The following is a 26,696-nucleotide window of genomic DNA, read 5'->3' on the forward strand; positions in this document are numbered from 1 at the left end:
GGCCGGAGCCCGAACGGCGAAGAGAGGACGACAAGTGGTGCAGGGAACAGGATCCGTCACCGACCTGGCCTGGTTGCTGGACGACCTGGTCACACGCGTGGCCGAAGCGGAGAACGGCATCGTCTTCTCCACCGACGGCCTGCTCATGGCCGCCTCGGCGGGGCTGAGCCCGGCCGACGCCGAGCACCTGGCCGCGGTGGGATCGGCGATCCAGAGCCTGGGCAGGGGGGTCAGCGACCGGGTCGGCGGCGGAGCGGTGCGCCAGACCATCATCGAGATGCGCTCGGCCTACCTCGTCGTCTCCGCGGCCGGGCAGGGCGCCTGCCTGGCGGTGCTCTGCACGCACGAGGCCGACGTCGGCCTGGTCGCCTACGAGATGGCCATGCTCGTCACCCGCGTCGGCCAGTACCTCACCTCGCCCGCCCGGACGGCGGGCGCCCCGGCCGAGGGCGACGCCGCCGGATGAGTCCCCACGACGAGCACCCCGACGTCCAGTGGGTCGACGACGAGGCGGGCCCGATCGTCCGGCCGTACGTCCTCACCCGGGGCCGGACCGAACCCGCCCGCGGCCGGTTCGACCTCATCACGCTGGCGGTGACCCTCCGGCCCGTCACGCCGGGGGAGACGGAACTCGGGCCGGAGTGCCTGGCCATCGCGCGGCTCTGCGCCCAGCCGCAGTCGGTGGCGGAGATCGCCGCGCACGTCGACCTGCCGGCGGGCACCGTCCGCGTGCTGCTCAGCGACCTGCTCGACCAGGGTTACATCACCCTGCAGGAACCCCAGACGGAGACGGACATGAACGACGAGAGCCTGTATCAGGCGGTGCTGGATGGACTCCGTGCGCTCTAGCCGCGACGCCGGGAGGGCCGTGCTGCCCAGGGCGATCAAGATCCTGGTCGCGGGCGGGTTCGGCGCGGGCAAGACCACCCTGGTCGGCGCCGTCTCCGAGATCGAGCCGCTGCGCACCGAGGAGACGCTGACCGACCGCGGGGTCGGGATCGACGACCTGTCCGGCGTGGAGGGCAAGGGCACCACGACCGTCGCGATGGACTTCGGCCGCATCACCATCGGCGACGCCTACCGGCTCTACCTGTTCGGCACCCCCGGGCAGGAGCGGTTCTGGTTCCTCTGGGACGAGCTGGCGCTCGGCGCGATGGGCGCGGTCGTGCTGGCCGACACGCGCAGGCTGGCCGACTGCTTCCCGTCGCTGGACTACTTCGAGCGGCGGGACACGCCCTTCATCGTCGCGGTGAACTGCTTCGACGGCGCCCGCCGCTACGACCTGGACGAGGTGCGGCTCGGGCTGACCCTCCCCGAGGACGTCCCGATCGTGCTCGGGGACGCGCGCAGGCGGCAGTCGGGCAAGGAGATCCTGATCACCCTGGTGGAGCATGCGATGAAGGTCCGCCTCGGCCGTGCCCCGACTGCGGGTCCGGGAGGACCGGCGCCCGCCCGGTAGGGCAGCGCGTCCACCCGGGCAGGGACCGATCAGCCCCCGGCGCCTCCGCTCGGTACCCTGGCCCGCGTGAGGTTTCGAACAGGGACGGCCCTGACGCTCATCGCGCTGGTCGCGCTGCCGGTCGCCGGCTGCGCGGCGGGCTCCGCCGTCAGCGACCACGGGAAGGTGACCGCGGGGCGGATCGGCACGACCGTCCAGGTCGAGGTCGCCCCCGGCCAGCGCTTCTCCCTCGCGGTGGACGAGAACGCCTCCGTCGGGGACAGCTGGCGGATGGAGGCGCTGCCCGACGTGGCGGTGGCCTCGTTCATCAGCGACGAGTACGAGCACGAGGGCGAGCCCGGCACCACCGGCGGGGGCGGCACCCGCTACTTCGTCTTCAACGCCAAGCGCCCCGGCACGACCGCCGTCACCCTCTCCAACTGCTGGCGCTGCGCGGTGGACCGGGTCCCGGTCGACGAACAGAGCCGCCGCCTCTCCGGCGAGGCGACCTTCCGGATCACCGTGCGCTGAGGCGTGCCAGTCTGGAAGGCATGAACCGACTGGCTGAGATCGACCTGTCCCGGAGACTGCACAAGAAGGAGGCGTCCGAGCGGCTCGACGCCGCGCTGCACCGCCTGCTGAGATTGCGCCTCATGCTCGGCGGGCAGATCGGCGACAAGCGCCTCGGCCCGCCGCTCTGCGTCGTCTTCGAGGGCTGGGACGCCTCCGGCAAGGGCGGCGCGATCAAGCGGCTGGTCCGCCCGCTCGACCCGCGGCACGTGCGGGTCGCCCAGTTCGCGGCCCCGACCTACGACGAGAAGCGCCACCACTTCCTGTGGCGGTTCTGGCCCGTCCTGCCGGGCTGGGGCGGCATGGCGGTGCTCGACCGGTCCTGGTACGGACGGGTGCTGGTGGAGCGGGTCGAGGGCTTCGCCACCGAGGAGCAGTGGCGGCGGGCCTACGGCGAGATCGTGGAGTTCGAGCGGACCCTCGCCGCCGAGGGCATGATCCTCGTCAAGTTCTGGATGCACGTCTCGGAGGAGGAGCAGCTCCGGCGCTTCCAGGACCGGGCCGACGACCCGCTGCGCGCCTGGAAGCTCACCGCCGAGGACTGGCGCAACCGGGAGAAGCGCCCGCAGTACGAGATCGCGGTCGAGGAGATGCTGGAGCGCACCGACCACCCGGACGGCCCCTGGCACATCGTGCCCGGTGACGACAAGCGCCTGGCCCGGGTCACGGTGGTGGAGACGGTGTGCGCGGCGGTCGAGGCGGAGCTGTCGGCCCGCGGCCACGACCTGAGCGACCCGGCCCCCGGCTCGACCGACCAGGACTGACCGGGCGGAACGCGCGGTTGACGATGATTTTTCCTGCCGCGACCAGGAGGGAGGGACAGTCCGGGGAAGGTGGCGGATGAGGCCGGGTTGCTCGCGGAACGAGCGGGTAGGGCAGCCGGTCCACGCCTACGGCCACCGAACGAGGAGAGGCGAATGACCTTCAATCCGTTGCAGGAGCGGGGAATCCCGCTGGACCGGCAGCTGCGCAACTGGCGTGAGCTGAACGTCGACCCGATCGACCCCGACCACTCCGATCCCTACACCCGGTGCCGCGTCATCGCGATGAACGGCATCGAGGTCGAGGCGGTCATGTTCAGCCACCAGTTCGCCCGGCACTGCCCGGATCCGCTGGTCAAGCAGCAGCTGGCCGAGGTCCGCTACATCGAGGCCCAGCAGCAGAAGGTCGTCAACTGGCTGCTGCCGGGACTGGCCTCGGTGCTGGAGACCACGCTGGCCTACGAGCAGGTCGCGGTGGACCTGACCGCGTGGGTCGCGCGGATGGAACCGGACCCCTACCTCAAGCAGGCCTACCAGTTCGGTGTGCTGGAGGACTTCGACCACCTGTACCGCTACGCCAACCTGTTCGAGATGATCGAGCACCGCAAGGCGGAGAAGATCGTCGACGGCCTGACCGAGGTCATGCCGGGCCGCCCGACCTACCTGCACCACCGCCATCCGATCGACAACGTGCGCGCGCCGTACGACAGGAGCGTCACCGAGCCGATCTCGAAGCTGCACGCCCTGACGATCATGGCGGCCGAGCAGCAGACCATGAACTTCTACATGAACGTCGGCCCGACCTACATGGAGCCGATCGCCCGCCAGCTCTACCAGGAGATCGGGCTCATCGAGGAGGAGCACGTCACCCACTACGAGTCCCTGGTGGACCCGGGGGAGACATGGTGGGAGATGCTGCTCAACCACGAGTACAACGAGTGCTACCTGTACCACTCGTTCATGGAGACCGAGTCCGACCCGAAGGTGAAGGCGGTCTGGGAGCTCCACCTGAACATGGAGCTGGAGCACCTGCGCATCGCCGCCGAGCTGTTCAAGCGGCACGACGGTCGCGACCCCGAGGCGGTCGTGGCCCCCTACCTGCCGGCCCCGGTGACCTTCGAGCCGAACAAGGAGTACGTGCGCGAGCTGCTGGCCACGCAGATCGACTACACCACGATCGGCACCGGCTACGTGCAGGAGATGCACGAGCGGTTCGAGAAGCTGCAGGCGTCCATCCACGGCGGGGAGAAGCCGCCGAGCGAGCTCGTCATCGACGAGAACCGCGCCAAGTCCGGCCGGGAGTACCGCCACCAGACGGAGGGCGAGCACCCGGTCGCCAGCCTCCGCGGCATCAGGTAGGCGCCGGTCGCGGGCGCCCGCCCGGCGCCCCGCACACCGTACGGCCCGCACCCCTTCCGAGCGGGTGCGGGCCGTACGGTGTGCGGGGCGGGCTCAGCCGTCCTTGCCCATCGCGTTGCGGATGGCGTCGCGGACCCGGTCCATCATCGCCACCGGGGTGCCGATCAGCAGGTTCTTGGTCGCCGACTCGACGCCGGGATGGGGGTGGGTGGGGGCCATCGCCTCGGCGGCCTTGAGCCCGGCGGCCATCGCCCGGCGCTCGGTCTGGCTGGTGCGGGCACGCAGCTGGGTGAACTCGTAGCGCTCCTCGCTCCTGGCGTGGGCGAGCACGGAGGCCCGCAGCACGGCCAGGTTCGTCATGAACCGGGAGTCCTCGGGGCCCGCCTTGTCCATCTCCATCAGGAGCTTCTTGGCCTCGTGCTCCTCCGCCAGGCGGTCGTCCACCACCGCGTCCCCGCCCTCCAGCTTGCGGCGGGCGTAGGGGTGCACGATCTCCTCCTCGGCGGTCTCGTGCACGGCCAGCATCCGGACCAGCCGCTGGAACGCCTCGCCCCGTTCGGCGCCGGACGCTTTCTCGACCTCGTCGAACATGTCCCTGATCAGCGCGTGCTGCCGGATCAGCAGGTCGACGACGTCGTTCTCTTCCATCAGTTCGGGCACCGTCCGGTGCTCTGTCATGTCGTTCTCCCTTCGTGTACCGGTGGCCTACCCGTGTCCGCGGGCCGAAACCAGGCCCCCGCCGCGCCCCTGCCCGGGGGCGTTTGCCCCGCGATGGGCGGGGCAACGGCCACGCATGGGAGAAGACGTGGAAGCGGGTGCGGGGGGCGACCGGGCACAGGGGACGGGCACACCGTGGGCGGCGCGCTGCCACGGGGCGTTCAACGTTGCGTCGGGGGTGTGGCCGCTGGTCCACCTGCCGAGTTTCGAGAAGGTCTTCGGCCCGAAGGAGGACGACTGGCTGGTCCGTACGGTGGCCGGGCTGCTGGTCGGGGTGGGCTGGTCCCAGCTGCGGGGCGCAACCACCCCGGAGGGCCGTGAGCACGCCCGGCGGGTGGGGATCGCCACGGCGGCGACCCTCCTGGCGATCGACCTGGTCTACGTGCCCAAGGGGCGCATCCGGGCCACCTACCTGCTCGACGCGGCTGCGGAGGCCGCGTGGATCCTGCTGTGGTCGCGCCGCCGCGCGGGCCGGAGGAGCGCCGCCCGGAGGCCTGCCGGGCGGCGATGAGCGCGGTGCGGGCGGCCGGGTGACGGCCGGGCACGCAAACAGGCGCGAAAGCGAACATCTGCGTAGGAGTAGAACCAGAAGCGGACGCGGAAGCGGCGGAGGACGGTCGGTCCCGTCCTCCGCCGCGTCGCTCCTGGCATGTCAGCTCTTGAAAGCGTCCTTGATCTTCTTGCCGGCGTCCTTCACCTTCTCGCCCGCCTGCTTGAGGTTGCCCTCGGCCTGGTCGGCCCGGCCCTCGGCGCGCAGCTCCTCGTCGCCGGTGGCGTATCCCACGTTCTCCTTGGCCCGGCCCTTGAGCTCCTCGGCCTTGTTGGAGATCTTGTCATCGGTGCCCATGATCGTCCCTCCGTAGGTGCGTTCTCCGACGAGGAGAGCCCCTATCCCCGCAGCGGCGGAGCAAACGCGGTCGCGGCGGCGAGCGGCGGCGCCGGGGCGATGCCGGGTGACCGCTTCACCGCACCTCATTTCGTGAAAGACATTTTCGGCGGGAATTGCCCGGAGCGAATGAAAGAGGTGCGCGTGGGATATGGGGATGGTCGGCGGAATCGAGTGCCTGTTCATGTGCCCGTCATTCGGGAGGGTGGGGACGATGCGGTTGCGGGAGCGGCTCGGCAGGATGGACCGGCGGCTGTTCGCCGCCGTGGCGGGCGCGCGGCTCCCCGGCCTCGAACGCGTGGTTCCGGCCCTGTCTCGCGCGGCGGACAACTCCCTGCTCTGGGCCGGCATCGCCGGGACGCTGGCGGTCAGCGGCAGGCGGCCGCTGCGCCGGGCGGCGACCCGGGGCCTGCTCGCGGTCAGCCTCGCCAGCCCGCTGGTCAACCTGGTGGGCAAGCAGGCCTTCCGCCGGAACCGGCCGTCCCCGGACGGGCTCCCGCTCGCGCGGCTGGTCCGGATGCCGCTGTCCGCGTCGTTCCCCTCCGGCCACTCGGCCTCGGCCGCCGCGTTCGCCGCCGCCGTGGCCATGGAGGCGCCCCGGGCCGTCGCCGTCCCGGTCGGGCTGCTGGCCGCCGGGGTCTGCTTCTCCCGGGTCTACACCGGCGTGCACTATCCGGGAGACGTGCTGGCCGGGGCGGCCGTCGGGGTGGCGGCGGGGGTGCTCACCCTGCGGCTGTGGCCGGAGGCGGCCGAGGCGGGACGGGCTCGCGCCGCCGTCACCGCGCCGCCCGTCCGGCTCGACCCGGAGGGGGAGGGGCTGGTCGCCGTGGTGGACGAGGGGGCCGGCCGGGGCGCGGGGGAGGAGGGCGGGGAGGCCGCGTTCGCCGGGGCGGAGGCCGGGACGAGGACGGCGGACGCGCTGCGCGCCGCGCTCCCGCGCGCCGAGGTCTACGAGCCCGGCCCCGGGGACGACCTCGGGCAGGTGGTGGACGAGGCCGCCTCCCGCGCCAAGGTGCTCGCGGTGGCCGGGGGCGACGGCGTGGTGAGCCGGGTCGCCGGGCAGGCGCTGCGGACCGCCGTCCCGCTGCTGGTCGTGCCCTCGGGCCCGCCCGGTGACTTCGCCCGCGCGCTCGGGCTGCTGACCGTGGACGACGCCGTCGACGCCTACCGCTCCGGCGACCTGGTGACCGTCGACGTCGGGGAGGCCGCCGGACGGCCCTTCGTCGGCTCGGCGAGCATGGGCATCTACCCGGAGGTGCTGGCCCGCAGGCAGCGGCGGCAGGGCCGGATCGGCAAGTGGCCCGCGCTGCTGTGGGCGATGGCCGAGGTGCTCGGACCGGGTGGCGCGCGCCCCGCCGACCTCGTCGTGGACGGCGTGCCGCGCCGGGTCTGGCTGGTCTTCGTGGGCAACTGCCGCCACCAGGTGCGCGGGGCGGCGCCCACGCGGCGCGAGCGGCTGGAGGACGGCCTGCTGGACGTGCGGATCCTGACCGCGGCCCGCCGGCTGCCGCGGGCGCGGGCCTTCCTCAGCGTCCTGACCGGCAGGTTCCGGCTGTCGCGCCACTACCAGCAGTGGCAGGCCGACACGCTCCGGGTGTCCTCCCCCTCGGGTGAGGTACGGCTCGCATGCGACGGCGAGGTGTTCACCGTCTCCGGCGAGGTGGAGTTCGCCAAGCGACCCCGCTCGCTCCTGGTGTTCCGGCCCCTCGGCTGAGCGGCGCGGGGGCGCCCGGGCGGCCCCGCGCCGGTGTCCGTACCGCATCGGGCCGCCGTCCGCGCGGCCTGGGGCCCCGGTGCCGGTACGGCCTCGGCGGCCGTCCGGGCGGAAAAAGAGTTGACGCCTCCGATTTCCGCGACGTAACGTCGATGACGTCCTGTCGCCGTCATCTGGGGAGTCCGGTGGAGTTCTGAGGTTCGGACACCGCGCTGTGAGAGCCGCTCTGCGGCCCGGCGCGCAGCCGACCTCAGTGGAGCCTCCCCGCCTCCGGCGGCGCTTTCCTGTGGGCTCTTCCCTGCCAAGGCGTGCGTGCCCGCGGTGTCTCCCGTGTCCCCGAAGCCACGACACATTCCCGGGAGCCGCCCATGTCATCCTCCATCTCGTCCTCCATCGTCTGCGACCGCCTCTCGTTCGCCTGGCCGGACGGCACCGTCGTGCTGGACGGCCTCGACGCCGCCTTCCCTGCGGGCCGTACCGGCCTGATCGGCGTCAACGGGTCGGGCAAGTCCACCCTGCTCAAACTCGTCGCGGGTGAGCTCGCCCCGCTCTCCGGGTCGGTCACCGTCAGCGGGGAGACCGGCCATCTGCCGCAGAACCTCACCCTGGCGGCCGGCCGTACCGTCTCCGACCTGCTCGGCATCACGGACCGGCGGAACGCGCTGCTGGCCGTCGAGCGCGGAGAGGTCGCCGAGCACGAACTGGCGGAATACTTCGCGGTGATCGGCGACGACTGGGACGTCGAGGAGCGCGCCCGCGCCGAGCTCGGCCGGCTCGGCCTCGGCCACGTCGGCCTCGACCGGACGGTCGCGACCCTGTCCGGCGGCGAGACCGTCATGGCCGGCCTGGCCGCGCTGCTGCTGCGCCGTCCCGAGGTGCTGCTGCTGGACGAGCCGACCAACAACCTCGACCTGGACGCCCGGCACCGCCTGTACGCCGCGGTGGAGGCGTGGACCGGCGTGCTGGTGGTGGTCAGCCACGACCGGGCCCTGCTGGAGCTGGTGGACACCGTGGCCGACCTGTCCGGCGGCGCGGTCCGGATGTACGGCGGGAACCTGGCGGCCTACGAGGAGATGCTCGCCGCCGAGCGGGAGACCGCCGAGCGGATGGTCCGCGCGGCCGGGGCCGACGTGCGGCGGCAGCAGCGCGAGTGGGAGGAGGCGCAGGTGAAACTGGCCCGCCGGGTGCGCTACGGCAACACGATGTACGAACGCAAGCGCGAACCGAAGATCATCATGCAGGCGAGGAAGCGCGAGGCGCAGGTCTCGGCGGGCAAGCACCGCAACCTGCACGCCGGCAAGCTCGCCGAGGCCCGCGACCGGCTCGGCGAGGCCGAGTCCGCGGTCCGCGACGACCCCGAGATCCGGATCGGGCTGCCGGAGACGGCCGTGCCCGCGGGCAAGACCGTGCTGACCGTGACCGGCCTGCGGACCGCGAGCGGGACCGCGGTGGACGAGCTCGTCGTGCGCGGACCGGAACGCGTCGCGCTGACCGGCCCCAACGGGTCGGGCAAGACCACGCTCCTGCGCACGATCGCCGGGGAGCTGGCACCGGTGGAGGGGGCCGTCGCGGTGGGCGTGCCCGGCGTGCGGTACCTGCCGCAGCGGCTCGACCTGCTGGACGACGGGCTCAGCGTGGTGGACAACGTCCGCCGGTTCGCGCCGTCGGCCACGGTCAACGAGGTCCGGGCCGGGCTGGCCCGCTTCCTGCTCCGGGGCGAGCGGGCCGACCGGCCCGCCGCGACGCTCTCCGGGGGAGAGCGGTTCCGCGCCGTGCTCGCGGCGCTGCTCTCCGCCGAACCGCCGCCGCGGCTCCTGCTGCTGGACGAGCCGACCAACAACCTCGACCTGGCGAGCGTCCGGCAGCTCACGCAGGCGCTCGGGGCCTACCGGGGGGCGCTGGTCGTGGCCAGCCACGACCAGGCGTTCCTGGAGTCCGTCGGGATCACCCGCCGGCTGGTCCTGGACCGGGCGGGCGTGCTGTCGGAGCAGCCGGCCTCCCCTGCCCGTGAGGAGGTTTGACGTGGGCTGATCAACCGGGCGATAGTGGGGCAGATGAGTCCCCTGGCTGCCCCCCGCACGCGCTCGCGCGCCGCGCTCGCCGCGGCCGCCACCGCGGTCACCGCCCTGGCCCTGGCCGCCTGCACCTCCACCACCGGCGTCCGGCCCGTCGCAGGGCAGGCCACCGCGAGCGGAGTGGTCGGGTCGCCCGGCGCCCCGGGCGGCACCTCGCCCGGCGGCCCCGTCGCGAGTGCCACGCCCTCCCCGTCCGCCCTGACCGCGGAGGCCTACCGGGCCGAGCTGCAGCAGGCGCGCGGCCCGGTCCGGGACGCGCTCAGGAAGGTGGCCGACACCGGCGGGCTGAAGAACCTCGACAAGCGGATCGGCCAGGCCGCCACGGCGGTGAGCGAGGCGGCCTCCCGGCTGGAGACGCTGGCGGCCCCGCCCGAGCTGGCCGTCCAGCACGCCACCTACCTCGACGCGCTGCGCACGTTCGGCGCGGCCCTCGACGGGGCGCGCCCGGACGTGCTGGCGCAGGAGACGTGCACCGGTCCCGCGGTGCTGACGAAGCTGGACCGCGCCGGGGACCTGGCCGACATGAAAGAGGCCGCCGCGGCGCTGACCGGCTACCCGGCCGACGTCGTCTCGGTGAAGGCCGCCAAGCAGAAGACCCGCCGCCTGTCCAACGGAAAGATCATCCAGTCCGAGAGCCGTACCGGGCGGGGCTCGATGAAGGTGCACAACGGCGGCTCGCGCGACGCCGTCGTCGTGGTGATGCGCGGCAAGAAGAAGGCCTTCAGCCTCTACGTGCGCAAGAAGGCCAAGGCCACGGTGCCGGGCGTGCGCGACGGCAGCTACCGCGTCTTCTACACCACCGGCACCGACTGGGACTCCGGAGCCAAGGCGTTCACCCGCTCGTGCGTGTTCACCGAGTTCGGCAAGAGCGTGAAGTTCCGGACCACCCGCTCTGGCGGGTACATCCGCTGGAACAACTGGACGCTGACCCTGCACGCCGTCAAGGGCGGCACCGTCCGCTCCAAGCCGGTGGACCCGGACAAGTTCCCGAACTGACCGCCGTGCCTCTCCGGTGACCGTTCCGGCCGGGCCCGGCCGGAACGGTGCGCGACCCCGCCGGCGCGACCCGCCCGTACGCGGGGACGTCCGCTTGTGCGACCCGCCCGTACGCGGGGACGTCCGCTTGTGCGACCCGCCCGTATGCGGGGACGCCCGTACGCGAAGACCGCGACCTCGCCGAGGCCGCGGTCTCGTGTCATCCCCCCTGAGCCGATCGGGACCCGATCAGGTGGAGAAGAGCATGCCCACCCAGCTGCGCTGGCGGTGGTGGCCGTAGTGGCCGCCGTAGTGCGGGGCCGGGGCTCCCCAGCCCGGGGCGCCGTGGGCCGGCGGCGGGGGCGGCGGGGCGGGGGCGGCGTGCTGCTGGGACCACTGACTCTCCATGCGGGTCAGCGTCTCGAGCTCGCCGTAGTCCAGGAAGATCCCGCGACAACCGTCGCACTGGTCGATGTGGACACCATTGCGCTCGTACGTGCGCATGTTGCCGCGACACTTCGGACACTGCATGTGGTCGATCTCCTTGCCTTGGCATCGGGTCGTCGTAACAACAACCTACTGCGTGTCAGCACTATGGCAGGCGCTCCGGAACCGGACAATCCTCTGGCAGGAGTCGATCAGCACCTGCTCCACCTCGTCCAACTCCCGCCCCTCCCGCCCGGCCGCCGCCACCGCCGCCGCCGCGAGCTGCACGGTCAGCGCCTGGGCCGGGAGGTCCAGCCGCTCCCACGGGTCGCCGCCGGCCCCCACGGCGCAGCCGCCCGCGGCGCGGTAGGCCGCCAGGAAGCGGTGCCACACCTCCGGCTCCAGCAGCCCGGCCGCGAACCAGGCCGCGGGCCGGGCCAGGTCCCAGGCCGGATCGCCGACCCCCAGGTCGTCGGCGTCGATCAGGATCCACTCGCCCCGGACGCGGACCATCTGCCCCAGGTGCCAGTCACCGTGCGCCAGCGAGCACGGCCCGGCCGGGCGCTCCCCGGCGGCGTGCGGGAGGCCGGGACCGGGCTGCGGCCCGGTCGGCCCGGTCGGCCCGGGCAGTGCGGGCAGTCCGGGCAGCGAGTCGAAGGCGCGGCGCACGACGCGCTCGGCCGCGGAGGCGGCGGGACCGGAGGCCAGACGGGCGACGGTCCTCCCGACCCGGGCGGGCCCGCCCGCGGGCGGCAGCGGCGGCAGCGCCCCGGCCGGTACGGAGTGCAACCCGGCCAGCAGCCGCGCCCCCGCCTCCCAGGGAGCCGCGTCCGGGTCCTCGGGATCCACCGGCGTACCGGCCGGCCAGACGGTGACCAGCCGGTCCCCGGCGGACATGACCTCGCCCGTCACCGGCTCCAGAAGGATCCCGCGCAGCTCGGGACCGGCGACGGCCCGCATCCGCGCCGCCAGCGGCTCGCGTCCGGCCCCGGGGGCGTGCGCCTTGACCACCACGGACCCGGCCCGCACGATCACCACGTCCGGGCGGGTGGGCAGCACCACGGGGGGCGCGTCGCCGTACCGGAGGCCGATCCGGCCCAGCTCGTCGATCAGTTCGCCGCTCGCCCGCAGAGTCTCGTCCACCCCGCAAGTCTCGCCCATCCGGGAGGTCCCGCTCGCCCGGGAGGTCCGTCCCTTCCCGCAGCGCAGCGCGGCGCAGCGCGCCGCCGCGCCGCGCCGGGCGAGTGGGCCGCAGGCGGGCGCGTAAGGTGCTCGGCATGAGGATCGGATTCGCGGTGCCGGTGTCCGGGTCGTGGGCGACGCCCGCCAACATGGTCCGCGTCGCCCGGCGGGCCGAGGAGCTCGGCTACCACGAACTGTGGACCTTCCAGCGGCTGCTCTACCCGCAGGGCCACCCGATGGGCCCGGTCTACCGCAGCGTGCACGACCCGGTGGTCACGCTGGCCTACCTGGCGGGTGCGACCAGCCGCGTCCGGCTGGGCGTGGCGGTGCTGAACATGCCGTTCTTCTCGCCCGCGCTGCTGGCCAAGCAGCTCGCGAGCCTGCAGGCGGTCTCCGGCGGCCGGTTGGACGCCGGGCTGGGGCTGGGCTGGCTACCGGAGGAGTTCGCCGCGTCCGGGACGCCGTTCGAGCGCAGGGGCGCGCGCGGGGAGGAGTTCGTCGGCCTGCTGCGCAGGCTCTGGTCGGAGGAGACCGTGGCGCACGACGGCGGGTTCTACCGGCTGCCGCCGGTGCACCAGGACCCCCGGCCCGGCACGCCGCCGCCGATCCTGCTCGGCGGGAGCGCGGAGGTGGCGCTGCGGCGCGCGGGACGGCTCGCGGACGGCTGGATCAGCTCCAGCCGGGAGGACCTGACCCGCATCGACGAGAAGATCGCCGTCGTCGGAGAGGCGGCCCGCGCCGCCGGACGCGATCCGGGGGCGCTGCGCTTCGTCACCCGGGGCGTCACCCGGATCCGGCCCGCCGGGGCCGCGGACCGCGCGCCGCTGAGCGGGTCGTTCGAGGAGATCCGCAAGGACGTGGCGGACCTGGCGGCCCGGGGCGTCACCGACGTCTTCCACGACCTGAACTTCGACCCGGAGATCGGCTCGCCGGACGCCGACCCGGAGGAGTCGATGCGCCGGGCCGAGGCCGCGCTGGAGGCCCTCGCCCCCTGACGGCGCGGTACGCCGGTCACCGTGGACCTGTCATCCTGGTTGTCTCCAGACAGGACCGAATATAGGACCGAAAAGCGGGGGATATCCGATCATGGCGGACGTGCGCAAGCCGATCGAGTGCTGGCTGTCGGACATGGACGGGGTGCTCGTCCACGAGGGTCACCCGGTGCCGGGGGCCGACGAGTTCATCCGCCGCCTGCGCGAGACGGGCCGCCGGTTCATGGTGCTCACCAACAACTCCATCTACACCCCGCGCGACCTGGCCGTACGGCTGCGCGCGGCGGGCCTGGAGATCCCGGCCGAGTCCATCTGGACCTCGGCGCTGGCCACCGCCCAGTTCCTCGCCGACCAGCGGCCCGGCGGCTCCGCCTACGTGGTCGGCGAGGCCGGGCTCACCACCGCCCTGCACGAGATCGGCTACGTCCTGACCGACCTCGATCCGGACTACGTGGTCCTGGGCGAGACCCGCACCTACAGCTTCACCCAGATAACGCGGGCGATCCGGCTGATCGAGGGCGGGGCCCGCTTCATCGCCACCAACCCCGACCCGGTCGGCCCCTCCACCGAGGGCTCCCTGCCCGCCTGCGGCGCGGTCGCGGCGATGATCACCAAGGCGACCGGCGTCGAGCCGTACTTCGTGGGCAAGCCGAACCCGATGATGATGCGGAGCGCGCTGCGGGCCATCGACGGGCACAGCGAGACCACCGCGATGATCGGCGACCGGATGGACACCGACATCGTCTCCGGCATGGAGGCCGGGCTCCACACCATCCTGGTGCTCACCGGGGTGATGGCCCGGGAGCAGATCGACCGCTACCCGTTCCGCCCGTCCCAGGTGGTGGAGTCGGTCGCCGACCTCATCGACGCGATCGAGTGAGCTCCCGCCGTCCGCGACGGTCGCCGGGCGGGCGGGAGGCGGTTGCCGCGCCGGGGCCGCACGGGCCGGCGGAGCGGGCCGGGCGGGCCGGACGGGCGTGACCGGGGATTCCGGGCGGCCGGGCTGGGAAGACCAGTGAGGTGACGATCGAGCAGGCCGGGACGGGGAGCGGGACCGGGGACGGCGCCGGACCGCCCGGTGGAGCGCTGCCCGGCGGGGCGCTGCTGCAGGCGGTCTTCGCCGGTCTGGGCGAGGGCCTCTACCTCACCGACCGCGACGGGCGCATCAGCGCGGTCAACCCGCGGGCCGCCGAGCTGCTGGGCCGCCCGGCGGAGACGATGCTGGGGGCGGACGCCCACGATCTGCTGCACCGGGCCGCCGACGGCTCGGTGATCCCCCGCTCGGCGTGCAGCCTCTGGCCGGTGCTGGAGCACGGCCTGGCCGTCCGGGGCGGGTGCGCCCGCTTCCTGTGCGGCACCGGGCACCTGCTGCCGGTGTCCTGGTCGGTCTCGCCGGTCCTGCGGGACGGCCGGATCCGCGCCGCGGCGGTGCTCTTCACCGACGCCACCGAGCACCTGGAGGCCGCCGGGCGCCGGGCCGACCAGCTGGCGGCGCTGGAACGGCTCGCCGACCGGCTGGCGGCGGCCACCGAGGCCGGCGCGATGCTGGCCCGGACGCCGGAGGCGGACGAGGCGCTGCGCCGGCTGGGCCGCCTGATCGTGCCGCGGCTGGCCGAATGGGCGGCGGTGGACCTGCGCACCGGCTCCGAGGAGGTCCGCCGGGTCGTGGTCGTCCCGCCCGAGGGCTACTCCGGAGATCCCGCCTGGGAGGGGCCGCTGCCACCGGTCACCGAGTCCTCCGGTGCGCCGCTGGCCCGCGTGCTGCGCGGCGGTGAGGCCCTGCTGCTCGGCCCCGACGACATCGCCGTCTGCGACGACGAGCCGCTGGCGGACGCCCACCGCGAGCTGGTCTCCGCCTTCGGCGCCACGTCGCTGATCATCGCGCCGCTGCGCACCGCCCGGCGGATCCTGGGCGCGCTGACCGTGGCGCGCACCGACCCGGCCCGTCCCTTCGACGCCGCCGAGCTGGCGCTGGTCGAGGACCTCGGCCGGCGCGCCGGGCTGGCGGCGGACGGTGTCCGCCTGTCCGACCGGCAGCGCGAGGTCGCCGAGACCATGCAGCGCCATCTGCTGCCCTCGCTGCCGCAGGCGGGCCGGCTGGGCCTGGCGGCCCGCTACCGGCCGGCGCCGGAGGGCTCGGCGGCCGGAGGCGACTGGTACGACGTGCTGACGCTGGCCGACGGCGCGACCGCGCTGGTCGTCGGCGACGTGGCCGGCCACGACGTGCAGGCCGCCGCGCGGATGGCCCAGATGAGCAACATGCTGCGGTCCATCGCCTGGGACCGGGTGGAGCCTCCCGGCCTCATCATGGACCGCCTGGAGAACTCGGTGCTCGCCGTCGGCGACCCCGCCCTGGCCACCTTGGTCCTGGCCCGGGTCGAAGGCCCTGCGGAAGGCCCCTGGCAGCTGCACTGGGCCAGCGCCGGCCACCCGCCGCCCCTGCTGGTCACCGAGGACGGCCGCGCCCGCTATCTGGAGTCGGCGCAGAACGTGCTGGTCGGGGTGGAGTGGCACGACGTCGGCGACCGCCACGACGCGATCGAACCGCTCCCGGCGCGCAGCACCGTGCTGCTGTACACCAACGGCCTCGTCCACGCGCCGGGGACCGGGCTGGACACCGGCCTGGACCGGTTGCGCCGCCGCGCCGCGGCGCTGGCCCGCCGCTCGGTGGAAGGCTTCTGCGACGAGCTGCTGGAGAGTGCGCCGCCCGACGGCGTCGACGACATCGCCCTGCTCGCCCTGCGGGTGCCCGGTCCCGACGAGGACTCATGACCACCCCGTACGGCGGAGCCGTCCGCGCCGGGCACCGGTCCGGGGCCACGGCCCCGGCCGCTCCGGAGGACGTGGGCGGGACGGGGCCGTGATGACGGAGGCACGGGACCCCGGCGAGGGCGCGGAGCGCCTCCGGGAGTCGGACCGCGAGCGGCTGGGCGGCACCCGCAGCGTGACGGACGATCAGGGACCGGGCGGGCTGCGGGAGGGCGCCCCTCCACCGCCTCCCCCGGTCCTCATGGAGCCGGACTTCTCCGCCCTCGCCACCTCGGCCGCGCTGGCCTGCGAGACCCCGATCGCGCTGGTCAACGTGATCGGGGCCGGCGACCGGCGGCTCACCGGCCGCGCCGGCGCCGGCGCGGCGGCCCTGGACGAGCAGGCGCTGTCCTTCTTCCCCTGCACCATCCAGGGCCGCGAGCTGCTGGAGGTCCCCGACGCCCGCGACGACCCGCGCTTCCGGGACGATCCCGCGGTGACCGGGGAGCCGGGGGTGCGCTTCTACGCGGGTGTGCCGATGATCGGCCGGTCGGGGAACGTCCTGGGCGTGTTCTGCGTGATGGACCGCCGACCCCGCCGCCTCTCCGACGAGCGGCACCGGATCCTGCGCAGCCTGGCGGCCAGCGCCACCTCGCTGCTGAAGACGTACCGCTACGCCCGCCAGTCCGACCAGATCATCCACGGCCTGCAGGAGGTGCAGGACCTCAAGGACCAGTTCCTGCGCACCGTCAACCACGAGCTGCGCACCCCGCTGACCTCGATCCGCGGATACCTGCAGCTGGTGCGGGAGGGCGGGCTGGACGAGGCCACCGAGCACCGCTTCCTGCAGGTGATCGAGCGCAACAGCGAGCACATCCTGGGACTGATCGACGAGCTGCTGCTGATGTCCAGCCTCAACGCCCGCACCGCCGTCTTCACCCCCGAACGAGTCGACCTGGTCGCCGTCGTCCGCCGCGCGGTCGGCGACGCCGCCGCCGAGGCCGAGAGCCGGGGCCACACCCTGCGGCTGGAGGCCCCGCCCTCGATGACGGCCTGGGCCGACGCCCGGCGGCTCCAGCACGCGCTGGACCACCTGCTGGAGAACGCGATCAAGTACACCCCGGACGGCGGCACGATCGAGGTCACCGTGACCGCCGACCCCGCGCGCCGCATCCGGATCCGCGACACCGGGATCGGCATCCCGCCCGGCGAGGTGGAGCGGGTCTTCGAGGACTTCTACCGGACGCGGCAGGCCGAGGACCTGACCGGCGGCACGGGGATGGGCCTGCCCCTCGTCGACAAGATCATCCAGTTGCACGGGGGCAGCGTCCGCATCGACAGCGAGCCGGGGAAGGGCACCTCCGTGCGCGTCACGCTGCCCGTCCCGCCCTCGGACCCCCCTCCGGACTGACCCGGCGGCGCGGCTCCGTCTCCGGCTCGACCGGCGCGTGGCTCCGTCTCCGGGCCGGCCGGCGGTGAGGCCCTCTCTCCGGACCGGCCGCCGGGGACCGGGCCCCGGTCAGCCGGCGATCAGGTCGGGCAGCCGGGCGGCGGCGCCGGTGAGATAGTCGCCCAGTTCCGGGGGGACGAGGTTGAGGGCGCCGATCTCGTCGGGGTCGAGGGGGACCCGCACCACCTCGTAGACGCCGCGGGCGGGATCGGCGAACTCCGGGCCGCAGCGCAGGGCGAGGTCCATGGAGACCAGGCGGCAGCCGTACACGTGCTGGAGCTTGACGCCCTCCTCGCGCGGGCAGCGCAGGGTGGTCAGCGGGGTGACGGCCGAGACGGTGGCGCCGAGCTCCTCCAGGAGCTCGCGGTGGAGGGTGTGCTCCAGGGAGGCGTCCTCGGGCTCGACGTGGCCGCCGGGGGCGGACCAGTACAGCTCCTTGCCGGGCACGGTGCGCCGGAACAGCACGAGCCGGTCGTCGTCGAGGAGCACGGCGCGGACGCTGGGAACGGGCGGCATCTTCCGGATTCTCGCATCCGCCCCCGCGCCCGTCTCCCCCGGGGAGCCGAACGCCGGGCCAAACCCGAGGCAAGGGGCCGGCCGAGACCGGCCGAGACCGGGCCGCGCCCCGGCCGGGCTCAGATGTCGCGGCGGAGCCGTTTGAGGTCGGAGCGGTGCTTCTTGGCGGCGATGCGGCGCTCGACGGCGCCCCTGCTCGGCTTGGTCGGGCGGCGCTTCTTCGGGGGCGGGGCGACGGCCTCGCGCAGGAGCTGCGCCAGGCGCACCTCGGCCGCCTCGCGGTTGCGCAGCTGGGAGCGGAACTCCGAGGCGGCGATGGTGACGACGCCGCCGGTCAGGCGGGAGGCGAGGCGCTCCAGCGCGCGGGTCTTGAGCAGCGGAGGGAGGGACTCGGTGGCGGCCAGGTCGAAGCTGAGCTCGACCCGGCTGTCGGTGGTGTTGACCCCCTGGCCGCCGGGACCCGAGGAACGCGAGAAACGCCAGTGGAGCTCGGACTCGGGAACGGAGACCGAGCCGCTGATCTGAAGCGGGCCGGGCATGGCGGACGACTCCTTCGGGCAGGGGGTGCGTGTCCAGCGTAGCGAGGGGGCACACCCGTCGATCAACCGGTTTATGCCCCGTTTGCCCATTTCCATCGGCCGATGGCTGCTCGTGCCGGTCTTGTGGCGCCCGGTTCCTTCCGCCACAGTGATGGCGGGCGCAAGCCGTACATGTCGGTGGGGGAGGGGCGAGGGCGCGTGGGTGCGATCGTGGGCGTGCACGGGATCGGGAAGTACCGGTACTACCGCGAGGCGGGGAACTCGGTCGCCGGGGCGGAGGCGGCGATGCGCGCCAAGTGGGACCGCTATCTGCACCGGGGGCTCGCGGCCGGGGCGCCGCACGCGGGGGAGCGCTACGTCACCGAGATCGCCTACTACGCCCACCTGCTCGGCGAGCACAAGCAGGACGGCGACCCCCGTGCGGTGCGGAGCATGGCGGCGGGGGAGCAGGAGGTCCTGGTCGCCTGGGCGCGCCAGCTCGACGCGGTCGGCGAGGGGCTGACCGGCGCGCTGCACCTGGTGGCGGGCTGGATGCTGGAGCGTATGCCGGACCAGGCGGCGCGGTTCGCCGCGCTCTTCGCCCCCGAGGTGGCGGCCTACCTCGCGGTCGGCGGCGAGGCGCGGGCCGGCGCGCGGGCGGCGGTGGCCGAGGTGATCCGGCGCAACCGCCCGAAGGTGGTCATCGCACACTCCCTCGGCAGCGTGGTGGCCTACGAGACGCTCTGGGCCCACCCCGACCTGGAGGTCGAGCTGCTGATCACCCTCGGCAGCCCGCTGGGCATGCGCGACGTGGTCTTCGAGCGCCTGCTGCCGGCCCCGGTGAACGGCCGGGGCGAGCGGCCCCGCCAGGTGCGGCGGTGGGTCAACATCGCCGACCGGCACGACATCGCCGCGATCCCGCCCGCCCTGCGGTCGTGCTTCACCGGGGTCGACCGGGAGGTCCTGGTCGACCTCGACCGGCTCGACTTCCACACCGTGGAGAAGTACCTGGGCTGCGGGGCGCTGGGCGAGCACCTGAGGCCGTACCTGTCCTGACGGCGAGGACGCGGGCGCGCGCGTCCCGGTGCGGACCGGTGCCCTGCGGGAGTGTTCACCTGCCGGCAGGGGGCGGGCCTCCCGCAGGTCCGGCGGCGTCCACCCCGGAGGGGAAGGCGCGCCCGGCCGTCCCGCGGCTGTTCACCCTGCCTTGACGTGCGGGTCACAGCGGGGTCAGGCGGGTCGGCTGCACTGGTGGCGTGGAGCAGAAGCCGTCACGCAGAGCGTTCCTGTCCGCCGCCGCGGGTGCTGGCGGCCTGTTGCTCGCCGGGGCCGGGCCCGCCTCGGCGACCGTCCGGCCGGCGCGGTCCGGGGCCCTGGCCCGGGACCCGTTCACCCTGGGGGTCGCCTCCGGGGACCCGTCGCCGGACGGGTTCGTGCTGTGGACCCGGCTGGCGACCGATCCGCTGAGCGGGGACGGCCACGGGGGGATGCCGGGCCGGGACGTGGACGTGCGGTGGCAGGTCGCCGCCGACGAGCGGTTCACCGAGGTCGTGCGCTCGGGCACCGAGACCGCGCGCCGGACGCGGGCGCACAGCGTCCACGTCGAGCTGGACGGGCTGGAGCCCGGCCGGGAGTACTTCTACCGCTTCCGCGCCGGCGGCCACCTGTCGCCGGTCGGCCGCACCCGCACCGCCCCGTCGGCGTCGGCGGCGCGGGGGGCCGGGCTCACCTTCGCCGTCGCCGCCTGCGCGCACTACGAGCACGGCTACTACACGGCCTACCGCAGGCTCGCCGAGTCCGAGCCCGAGCTCGTGGTCCACCTGGGCGACTACATGTACGAGTACGGGCCGCAGGGGTACACCGCGCTCGGCGGCGGCGTCCGGGAGCACACGCCGGGCAAGTGCGAGACCCTGGCCGACTACCGGATGCGGCACGCGCAGTACAAGAGCGACCGCGACCTGCAGGCCGCGCACGCGGCCGCGCCCTGGCTGGTGGCCTTCGACGACCACGAGATCGAGAACAACTGGGCCGCCGGGGTGTCCAGCACCGGCGCCCCGGCGTTCGCACGGCGCCGTGCCGCCGCCTTCACGGCCTACTACGAGAACATGCCGCTGCGCCGATCCAGCGTCCCCGGGGGCGCGTCGATGCGGGTGCACCGGCGGGTGGACTGGGGCCCGCTGGCCCGCTTCCACCTGCTCGACACCCGGCAGTTCCGCGACGACCAGGCGTGCGAGGACGGCGTCCGGGCCGGCTGCGACGACCGGCTCTCCCCGGAGCGCACCCTGCTCGGCGCCGACCAGCGCGACTGGCTGCTCGGCGGGCTCGCCGCCTCCCGGGCCCGCTGGAACCTGATCGGCCAGCAGATCCTGATGGCCCAGCGCGACCACCGGACCGGTCCCGGCAGCGAGGTGAACCTGGACTCCTGGGACGGCTACGCCGCCGAGCGCACCCGCCTGCTGACCGGCCTGCGCGACTCCGGCGCGGCCAACCCGGTGGTGCTGACCGGTGACGCGCACATGCACCACGCCGCCGACCTCACACTCGACTTCGACGATCCGGACGCGGAGAAGGTGGCGGTGGAGCTGGTCACCTCCTCCGTCTCCAGCGACGGCGACGGCTACCGGGACGAGAGCCGGGTCTCCGAGATCGTGGCGGAGAACCCGCACATCTCCTACCTGGACCAGCGGCGCGGCTACATCCTCTGCCGGCTGACCGAGGAGGAGCTCCGGGCGGACTTCCGCGTCATGGAGTACATCAGCCGCCGCGGGGCCCCCGCCAGGACGGGCGCCCGCTTCACCGTCCCGGCGGGGGAGCGGGGGCTCGACCCCCGCTGAGCCGGCCGGGCCGCGCGGGGGTCCGGTCCGGGCGGGACGCCGACCGCGCGGGGATCCGGTCCGGGCGGACGAGACGGCGGTGCGACCGACCGGACCGATCGGGTCGGGGAGAAAATTCTCATGATTTACCGGAAAATGGGCTATATGAGTCACCCCGTTACGAGGCTCACCGCCGCGGCCCTGGCTGCCGCGCTGGGCGGCGCCCTCCTCCAGACCCCCGCCGCGGCCGCGGTCCCGGCCGCCCGCACGGGCCCCGCGACCGCCGCGGTCCCGGCGCTCACCGTGGCCGCCGGGATCTCCGGCGTCTCGTCGGCCGCCAAGCCGAGGTTCACCGCCTCAGTCCGCTACGACAAGTACGTCCGCCGGGGCGGTTACGTGACCTACCGGGTCAAGGTGACCAACAAGGGCGGTTACCGGGGCCAGGCCTACGCCCTGCTCGGCGGGAGCTTCCCGTCCGGGACCCGGCGGATCAAGGTGGTCGCCAAGCCGCGCAGCATCAGCTGCAAGACCAGGGGCCGGACCCTGAACTGCTGGATGACCTCGCTCGACAACGGCGACACCACCTCGGTGACGGTCCGCGCCTGGCTGCGCCCCGCCAAGCGCGGAAAGTACGTCCCGAGGTTCGGGGTCGCCTACACCGCGGACCGCGACGCCGACCGGAGCCGGCTGTTCCGCACGATCCGCTTCAAGAAGCTCACCGGGACCCGGATCCTCTGAGCGCGTAGCCGAACAGGGCGCTCCCGGCGCCGGTGGCGAGAGTCCGCGCCGTCGCCGGGCGCACCCCCGTCTGCGCCCCCTCCCGCGCGCCTCCGCGCAGCAGGACGAGCCTGCCCGAGGCCGGCGCGGCCACGACCAGGCCCCGGCCGGGCACGATGGCCAGCGCCGCGCCGAAGTCGCCTCCGCGACCGGTGACCAGCAGGTCGTTCCGCTTCGTCAGACCGCCGGACCGGGTCCCGGCGAGCACCTGGACGGCGTTCTCCCCCGGTGCCCCGATCGCCAGCTCGTCGTCGCCGTCCCCGTTGAGGTCCCCGGCGGCCAGCGCCGCGCCGAACCGGTCGAAGTAGCGCGGCACGCCGTCGAGCCCCCGCTGGGAGAAGGCCTCGGAGGTCGCGGTGCGCAGGCCCCGCGCCGAACCGTGGACGGTCACCACGGTCCCGTCGCCGTAGTCCATCGCCCGCTGGTTCGCGGTCAGGCCCTCACCCGGCACGCCGACGGCCAGGTCGGCGCGGCCGTCGGCGTCGAAGTCCCCCGTCGCCAGCGCGGCGCCGAAGGCGTCCCAGGGCTCGGCGGCGCCGGCGACGCCCGGACTGTCCTGGGTGAGGCGCAGGGCCTCGCGCCGCCGCACGTCGAGCACGGTGACCGAGCCCTCCCCGCTCTTGCGGAGGCTGTCGGCGGGCGCGCCCACCGCGATCTCCGCCCGGCCGTCGCCGTCGAAGTCACCGGTCGCGAGCACCGACCCGAACTGGTCGGTCTTCCGCTCCCGCTGCCCCACCCAGCGGGTCCGCTGCGTGACGACGTACGGCCTGCGGCCCCGGGTCCCGTGCACCCCGACGCCGCCCCCGCCCAGTCCCGGGATCCCGATCACCAGCTCGTCGTCGCCGTCCCCGTCCAGGTCCCCGGCGGCCAGCGCCGCGCCGAACCGGTCGGGCCCGCGCCCGCGTCCCAGATCCCCGGCGTCGAGCACCGCGCCGGGCCGCAGTCCGCCGGGCGAGCCGCGGAAGAGCTGGACCACGCCCCTGCCGTCGGAGCCCGGCCCCGGCCGGTCCTCCTCCGAGACCCCGACGGCCAGGTCCGCGCAGCGGTCGCCGTCGAAGTCGCCGGTCGCCAGCGCCGAGCCGAACGCGTCGCCGGTCTCGGCCTCCCCCGGCACCCCGGGGTCGTCCTGGGTGAGCCGCCGCTCGGTGCGCATGCCGTACAGGACCGTGACGGACCCCGCGCGGGCGTGGCCTCCTACCTCCGTGTACGGCGCGGCGACCGCGAGGTCGGCGCGGCCGTCGCCGTCGAAGTCGGAGGGCACGCCGGAGCACGCCCGGAAGGCCGCCGCCGGACCCGGGACCGGACCGGAGACCGGCCAGGCGGGAGGGCCCGGCGCGGAGGCCGTTCGGGTGGGAGGGCCCGGGGCCGCGGGGGAGGCGGGGAGGGCCGGGGCCGCGGGGGAGGCGAGGGCGGTGGCCAGAGCGGCGGAGGCGAGGAGCATTGCTCTCATAACCGGGATGTTCTCCGGCGTTTCGGGCTCCCCTCCCTCCGCCACGTGAACGATATGTGGCCGGTTTCGGTAGAGCGCGTGCCAGGATGAGCAGATGGACATCGACCTGGCTGATCTGGGGTTCTGGCGCCGTCCGACGAAGGAGCGGCACGAGGCGTTCGCGAGGCTGAGAGAGCTGGAGCGGCCGGTGTTCTTCACCGAGAAGCGGGTGCCGCTGCTCCGGTCCGGCAGCGGGTTCTACGCGCTGGTGCGCCACGCCGACGTGGTGGAGGCCAGCCGCAACGCCAAGGTGTTCTCCAGCGAGCCGGCGGCGAGCAGCCCCGAGCCGCCGGGCTGGGTCAAGCACGTGTTCGGCGAGTCGATGGTCAACATGGACGACCCCCGCCACGCCCGGCTGCGCCGGATCGTCTCGCGCGCGTTCAGCCCGAAGATGCTCGCCAACCTGCAGGGTGACATCGAGAAGGCCTGCGCCCGGATCGTCGACGACGCCGTGGCGGCGGGCCCGGGCGGCGACTTCGTCGAGCAGGTGGCCGCCCGGCTGCCGATCCATGTCATCTGCGACATGATGGGCGTCCCGGACGACCTGCGCGAGCAGGTCCACCGGCACGTGGACGTCTCCACCGCCTACACCGGCGTACGGCCCAGCCTCGCCCGGACCGTGCGGATGGCCGTGGGCAACATGCTGGCCCTGCTCGCCCTGCAGCGCATGGTGATCGGCCTGGGCCGGGAGCGGGCCGCGGAGCCCCGCGACGACCTGGTCTCGGCGCTGGTCACCGCCAACGTCGACGGGGAGCGGCTGACCGACCGCGAGCTCGGCTCGTTCTTCGCGCTGCTGCTCGTCGCCGGCAACGAGACCGCGCGCAACACCATGGCGCACGGCATCAAGCTGCTCACCGACAACCCCGAGCAGCGGCGGCTGCTGCTGGAGGACTTCGACGGCCGCATCGGCGGCGCGATCGAGGAGATGGTCCGCTACGTCTCGCCCATCATGCAGTTCCGCCGGACCGTGACCGAGGACTACGACCTGCGCGGCCTGCACCTGAAGCCGGGCGACAAGGTCGTGCTCTTCTACGGCTCGGCCAACCGCGACGAGACGGTCTTCCCCGACGCCGACCGGTTCGACATCACCCGCGACGCCAAGGGGCATGTGGGCTTCGGCGGCCCGGGCCCGCACTTCTGCCTGGGAGCCAACCTCGCCCGGCAGGAGATCCGGACGATGTTCCGCGAGCTGTTCACCCGGCTGCCGGACGTGCGGTCGGTGGGCGAGCCGGAGCTGCTGCTGTCCAACTTCGACAACAGCGTGCGGAGCCAGCGGTTCACCTTCTGAACGGCGCCGACGCCTGTCCGGACGGGCGAGGGCGCCGTTTCCGACGAACCGTGCAATGGTGGACGAATCATTCAATCACTTGACTGTATGATTCATTCATGTTGTCATGACGGGCATGCTGTACGGCACGCCCGCACTGGACGCGGCAGACGAGAAGGTCCTCGCCGAGATCGAGGACATGCGCACCGACCTGCGGCACCGGCTCGCCGAGACGCACCGCTGGGACGGCCAGCTCCGCAGGCATCTGCAGGCGCTGGCCATCCAGGGGTCGAACGCGATCGAGGGTTACCAGGCGAGCGCCGAGGACATCGGCTCGATCATGGCGGGGGAGGAGCCGCTGGACGCCTCCCCGGCGGTGGCCAGGGAGATCGCCGGATACCAGCAGGCGATGACCTACATCCAGTTGCTGTCGCGGGCCGCGGTCTTCCGCTACGACGCCGGCCTGCTGCACGCGCTGAACTTCATGATGATCGGCCACCACCGGGACAAGACGCCGGGCACGGTCCGGCCGGGGGCGATCTTCATCAGCGACTCCGGCACGGGCGAGGTCGTCTACGAGGGACCGGACGTGGAGACGGTGCCCGGCCTCCTCGACGAGCTGGTCGACTGGCTCAACACGGGCGACCTGGACGCCCCAGGCTACGTCCGCGCGGCCATGGCCCATTTCAACCTGGTGAAGATCCATCCGTGGCGGGACGGCAACGGCCGGGGCTCCCGGGCGCTGCAGACCCTGGTGCTCGGCCGCGACCGCATCCTCACCCCGGAGTTCGCCTCGATCGAGGAGTGGCTCGGGCAGGGCCGCACGACCTATGACTACTACAACGTGCTCGGCGAGGTCGGCCGGAAGCGGTGGAGCCCGCACGGCGACACGCTCCCCTGGGTCAGGTTCAACCTCCGCTGCCACCACATGCAGGCGCAGAAGGTCCGGCAGCGGCTGCGCGAGGCCGGCGAGGTGTGGACCGTGCTGGAGGAGGGGGTCGACGCCGACGGCCTGCACACCCGTTGCGTCTCGGCGCTGTACGAGGTCTTCGTCAACCGGCGGCTGCGCCGCACCATGTACCAGGCGGACGAGTCGCTCAGCCAGGGCCAGGCCGCCCGGGACCTGCGCGAGCTGACGGCCAAGGGCTGGCTGCGGCCGTACGGCGAGACCAAGGGCCGGTTCTACGCCCCCGGCCCGAGGATGGAGGTGATCAAGGCCGACTTCGCCGCCCGGCTGGTCCCCCTCCGCGACCCCTACCGGCGGGAGTAGCCCGACGCCCTCGCCTGGAAGGCTCTTCCTGCGCCGGCTCCCGGCGTCAGCCGTACAACTCGAACGGGTTCACGACGGACACCCCCGTGCCCTCGAAGTCCTTGACGTTCCGGCTCACGAGCGTCCAGCCGTTCACCCGGGCCGTCGCGGCGATCAGGCCGTCCGCGGTCGGAAGCGGACGTACGGCGTTCAGCCGTCCCCACTCCTCGGCCACCTCCGAGGTGACGGGGGCGATGCGGTCGACGAACCACCGATGAAGGTCGTGCAGCCAGCGTTCCAGCACGGCCGCCTGGGCGGGGTCACTGCGCCTGCGGCGCTCCACTCCGCAGCGGATCTCGCCGACGGTCAGGCTGCTGAGATGGAGCGTCGGTCCATGGGCGGTGCCGATCCAGTCCTTGACCTGGGGGCTTCCGTTCCGCTTGCGCGCCTCGGACACCACGTTCGTGTCGAGTAGATAACCGGTGCCCATCAGTCGAAGTCCACATCTCGGGGCAGGTCCCGGCTGCGCGGGAACTCGACGTCGTCGTCCCAGTCGGGCCCGGTGAGGAGGAAGCGTGCGAAGTCGGGGGTGTCGCCTTTGAGCCGGCGGTATTCGGCGACGTCGATGACGACGGCCACCTCCTCCCCGTGCCGGGTGACGATCTGCGGCCCTTCGTCCGTCGCGCGCCGCACGACCTCGCTGAAGCGCTGTTTCGCCTCCTGGACCTGCCATGCGGTCATGAGCCGCCTCCTGTCTAGTCTGTCTAGACCTAG

General features: G+C 73.8%; 28 protein-coding genes. 19 read left to right on the plus strand and 9 right to left on the minus strand.

Translation table 11 applies throughout. The annotated features are described in order from the left end of the window. Positions 1-34 precede the first annotated feature (34 nt). The 6 genes from IEZ07_RS26580 (at position 35) to IEZ07_RS26605 (ending at position 4,128) form a co-directional block, all read left to right on the plus strand. Complete coding sequence (locus IEZ07_RS26580; protein ID WP_191897266.1) at positions 35-466, plus strand: roadblock/LC7 domain-containing protein; 432 nt, start codon at positions 35-37, stop codon at positions 464-466. Beyond that, positions 463-849, plus strand: a complete 387-nt coding sequence (locus IEZ07_RS26585) for a DUF742 domain-containing protein (protein WP_068893997.1) — start codon at positions 463-465, stop codon at positions 847-849. Before IEZ07_RS26580 ends, IEZ07_RS26585 begins: the two co-directional genes overlap by 4 nt. Next, positions 830-1,459: a GTP-binding protein gene (locus tag IEZ07_RS26590; protein WP_191897267.1), complete on the plus strand. Its 630-nt coding sequence runs from the start codon at positions 830-832 to the stop codon at positions 1,457-1,459. The genes IEZ07_RS26585 and IEZ07_RS26590 overlap by 20 nt, the downstream gene beginning before the upstream one ends. Positions 1,460-1,525: 66 nt before the next feature. Further along, entirely contained in the window at positions 1,526-1,969 is a 444-nt protein-coding gene (locus IEZ07_RS26595; RefSeq protein WP_239320661.1) for a protease inhibitor I42 family protein, read from the plus strand. Positions 1,970-1,989: 20 nt separating this feature from the next. Continuing rightward, a complete protein-coding gene (locus IEZ07_RS26600; protein WP_191897268.1) occupies positions 1,990-2,772 on the plus strand; it encodes a polyphosphate kinase 2 family protein in 783 nt (260 codons plus the stop codon). Positions 2,773-2,925: 153 nt separating this feature from the next. Continuing rightward, positions 2,926-4,128, plus strand: a complete 1,203-nt coding sequence (locus IEZ07_RS26605; protein ID WP_191897269.1) for a hypothetical protein — start codon at positions 2,926-2,928, stop codon at positions 4,126-4,128. A 93-nt stretch (positions 4,129-4,221) separates the two neighbouring features. On the opposite strand, the gene IEZ07_RS26610 is transcribed toward IEZ07_RS26605, so the two are convergent. Next, positions 4,222-4,806 (minus strand): hemerythrin domain-containing protein, encoded by a 585-nt coding sequence (locus IEZ07_RS26610; protein WP_239320664.1) that lies wholly within the window; start codon positions 4,804-4,806, stop codon positions 4,222-4,224. 127 nt (positions 4,807-4,933) lie between these two features. Here IEZ07_RS26610 and IEZ07_RS26615 point away from each other — a divergent pair, with 127 nt between their 5' ends. Beyond that, positions 4,934-5,356, plus strand: a complete 423-nt coding sequence (locus IEZ07_RS26615) for a hypothetical protein (protein WP_191897270.1) — start codon at positions 4,934-4,936, stop codon at positions 5,354-5,356. Between the two features lie 141 nt (positions 5,357-5,497). On the opposite strand, the gene IEZ07_RS26620 is transcribed toward IEZ07_RS26615, so the two are convergent. Continuing rightward, on the minus strand, positions 5,498-5,692 hold the full coding sequence (locus IEZ07_RS26620; protein ID WP_068893990.1) for a CsbD family protein: 195 nt from the start codon (positions 5,690-5,692) through the stop codon (positions 5,498-5,500). A 253-nt stretch (positions 5,693-5,945) separates the two neighbouring features. On the opposite strand from IEZ07_RS26620, the gene IEZ07_RS26625 reads away from it, so the two are divergent. The 3 genes from IEZ07_RS26625 (at position 5,946) to IEZ07_RS26635 (ending at position 10,516) form a co-directional block, all read left to right on the plus strand. After that, entirely contained in the window at positions 5,946-7,445 is a 1,500-nt protein-coding gene (locus IEZ07_RS26625) for a bifunctional phosphatase PAP2/diacylglycerol kinase family protein (RefSeq protein WP_068894409.1), read from the plus strand. A 368-nt stretch (positions 7,446-7,813) separates the two neighbouring features. Further along, positions 7,814-9,466 (plus strand): ABC-F family ATP-binding cassette domain-containing protein, encoded by a 1,653-nt coding sequence (locus IEZ07_RS26630; protein ID WP_204054621.1) that lies wholly within the window; start codon positions 7,814-7,816, stop codon positions 9,464-9,466. A gap of 33 nt (positions 9,467-9,499) precedes the next feature. Next, positions 9,500-10,516, plus strand: coding sequence for a hypothetical protein (locus IEZ07_RS26635; protein ID WP_191897271.1), 1,017 nt, complete (start codon positions 9,500-9,502; stop codon positions 10,514-10,516). A gap of 228 nt (positions 10,517-10,744) precedes the next feature. Here the strand turns inward: IEZ07_RS26635 and IEZ07_RS26640 are convergent, their stop codons facing one another. Next, positions 10,745-11,026 carry a TFIIB-type zinc ribbon-containing protein gene (locus IEZ07_RS26640; RefSeq protein WP_068893987.1) on the minus strand — a complete coding sequence of 94 codons (282 nt, stop codon included), beginning with the start codon at positions 11,024-11,026 and terminating at the stop codon, positions 10,745-10,747. A 45-nt stretch (positions 11,027-11,071) separates the two neighbouring features. Further along, positions 11,072-12,064 (minus strand): phosphotransferase, encoded by a 993-nt coding sequence (locus IEZ07_RS26645; RefSeq protein WP_239320667.1) that lies wholly within the window; start codon positions 12,062-12,064, stop codon positions 11,072-11,074. Between the two features lie 134 nt (positions 12,065-12,198). On the opposite strand from IEZ07_RS26645, the gene IEZ07_RS26650 reads away from it, so the two are divergent. The 4 genes from IEZ07_RS26650 to IEZ07_RS26665 all read left to right on the plus strand — a co-directional run bounded on the left by IEZ07_RS26650 (position 12,199) and on the right by IEZ07_RS26665 (position 17,254). After that, positions 12,199-13,098 (plus strand): TIGR03619 family F420-dependent LLM class oxidoreductase, encoded by a 900-nt coding sequence (locus IEZ07_RS26650; RefSeq protein ID WP_068893985.1) that lies wholly within the window; start codon positions 12,199-12,201, stop codon positions 13,096-13,098. 133 nt (positions 13,099-13,231) lie between these two features. Then, positions 13,232-13,975: an HAD-IIA family hydrolase gene (locus IEZ07_RS26655; protein ID WP_231647137.1), complete on the plus strand. Its 744-nt coding sequence runs from the start codon at positions 13,232-13,234 to the stop codon at positions 13,973-13,975. A gap of 140 nt (positions 13,976-14,115) precedes the next feature. Continuing rightward, entirely contained in the window at positions 14,116-15,867 is a 1,752-nt protein-coding gene (locus IEZ07_RS26660) for a SpoIIE family protein phosphatase (protein WP_191897272.1), read from the plus strand. A gap of 91 nt (positions 15,868-15,958) precedes the next feature. Further along, on the plus strand, positions 15,959-17,254 hold the full coding sequence (locus IEZ07_RS26665) for a GAF domain-containing sensor histidine kinase (RefSeq protein ID WP_191897273.1): 1,296 nt from the start codon (positions 15,959-15,961) through the stop codon (positions 17,252-17,254). A gap of 108 nt (positions 17,255-17,362) precedes the next feature. Here the strand turns inward: IEZ07_RS26665 and IEZ07_RS26670 are convergent, their stop codons facing one another. Next, positions 17,363-17,809 (minus strand): NUDIX hydrolase, encoded by a 447-nt coding sequence (locus tag IEZ07_RS26670; RefSeq protein ID WP_191897274.1) that lies wholly within the window; start codon positions 17,807-17,809, stop codon positions 17,363-17,365. A gap of 119 nt (positions 17,810-17,928) precedes the next feature. Continuing rightward, positions 17,929-18,348, minus strand: coding sequence for an alternative ribosome rescue aminoacyl-tRNA hydrolase ArfB (gene arfB / locus IEZ07_RS26675; RefSeq protein ID WP_191897275.1), 420 nt, complete (start codon positions 18,346-18,348; stop codon positions 17,929-17,931). A gap of 198 nt (positions 18,349-18,546) precedes the next feature. Here arfB and IEZ07_RS26680 point away from each other — a divergent pair, with 198 nt between their 5' ends. The 3 genes from IEZ07_RS26680 to IEZ07_RS26690 all read left to right on the plus strand — a co-directional run bounded on the left by IEZ07_RS26680 (position 18,547) and on the right by IEZ07_RS26690 (position 21,878). Beyond that, on the plus strand, positions 18,547-19,383 hold the full coding sequence (locus tag IEZ07_RS26680; RefSeq protein WP_191897276.1) for a hypothetical protein: 837 nt from the start codon (positions 18,547-18,549) through the stop codon (positions 19,381-19,383). Positions 19,384-19,583: 200 nt separating this feature from the next. Continuing rightward, a complete protein-coding gene (locus tag IEZ07_RS26685; protein ID WP_191897277.1) occupies positions 19,584-21,161 on the plus strand; it encodes an alkaline phosphatase D family protein in 1,578 nt (525 codons plus the stop codon). Between the two features lie 144 nt (positions 21,162-21,305). After that, the gene (locus IEZ07_RS26690) at positions 21,306-21,878 is read left to right on the plus strand and encodes a hypothetical protein (protein ID WP_191897278.1); all 573 of its coding nucleotides are present in this window, start codon (positions 21,306-21,308) and stop codon (positions 21,876-21,878) included. On the opposite strand, the gene IEZ07_RS26695 is transcribed toward IEZ07_RS26690, so the two are convergent. Continuing rightward, positions 21,856-23,367, minus strand: coding sequence for an FG-GAP repeat protein (locus IEZ07_RS26695; RefSeq protein WP_191897279.1), 1,512 nt, complete (start codon positions 23,365-23,367; stop codon positions 21,856-21,858). The two genes, IEZ07_RS26690 and IEZ07_RS26695, sit on opposite strands and share 23 nt — an antisense overlap. 94 nt (positions 23,368-23,461) lie before the next feature. Between IEZ07_RS26695 and IEZ07_RS26700 the strand changes: the two genes are divergently transcribed. Both IEZ07_RS26700 and IEZ07_RS26705 read left to right on the plus strand, forming a co-directional pair. Further along, on the plus strand, positions 23,462-24,694 hold the full coding sequence (locus IEZ07_RS26700) for a cytochrome P450 (protein WP_191897280.1): 1,233 nt from the start codon (positions 23,462-23,464) through the stop codon (positions 24,692-24,694). 106 nt (positions 24,695-24,800) lie between these two features. Next, a complete protein-coding gene (locus IEZ07_RS26705) occupies positions 24,801-25,943 on the plus strand; it encodes a Fic family protein (RefSeq protein ID WP_239320670.1) in 1,143 nt (380 codons plus the stop codon). Between the two features lie 46 nt (positions 25,944-25,989). On the opposite strand, the gene IEZ07_RS26710 is transcribed toward IEZ07_RS26705, so the two are convergent. Continuing rightward, on the minus strand, positions 25,990-26,412 hold the full coding sequence (locus IEZ07_RS26710) for a type II toxin-antitoxin system VapC family toxin (protein WP_191897281.1): 423 nt from the start codon (positions 26,410-26,412) through the stop codon (positions 25,990-25,992). Further along, complete coding sequence (locus tag IEZ07_RS26715; protein ID WP_191897282.1) at positions 26,412-26,663, minus strand: type II toxin-antitoxin system Phd/YefM family antitoxin; 252 nt, start codon at positions 26,661-26,663, stop codon at positions 26,412-26,414. The genes IEZ07_RS26710 and IEZ07_RS26715 overlap by 1 nt, the downstream gene beginning before the upstream one ends. Between the last annotated feature and the right edge of the window lie 33 nt (positions 26,664-26,696).

The sequence above is a fragment of the Planomonospora parontospora genome (assembly GCA_014647935.1).
Lineage (GTDB): Bacteria > Actinomycetota > Actinomycetes > Streptosporangiales > Streptosporangiaceae > Planomonospora > Planomonospora parontospora.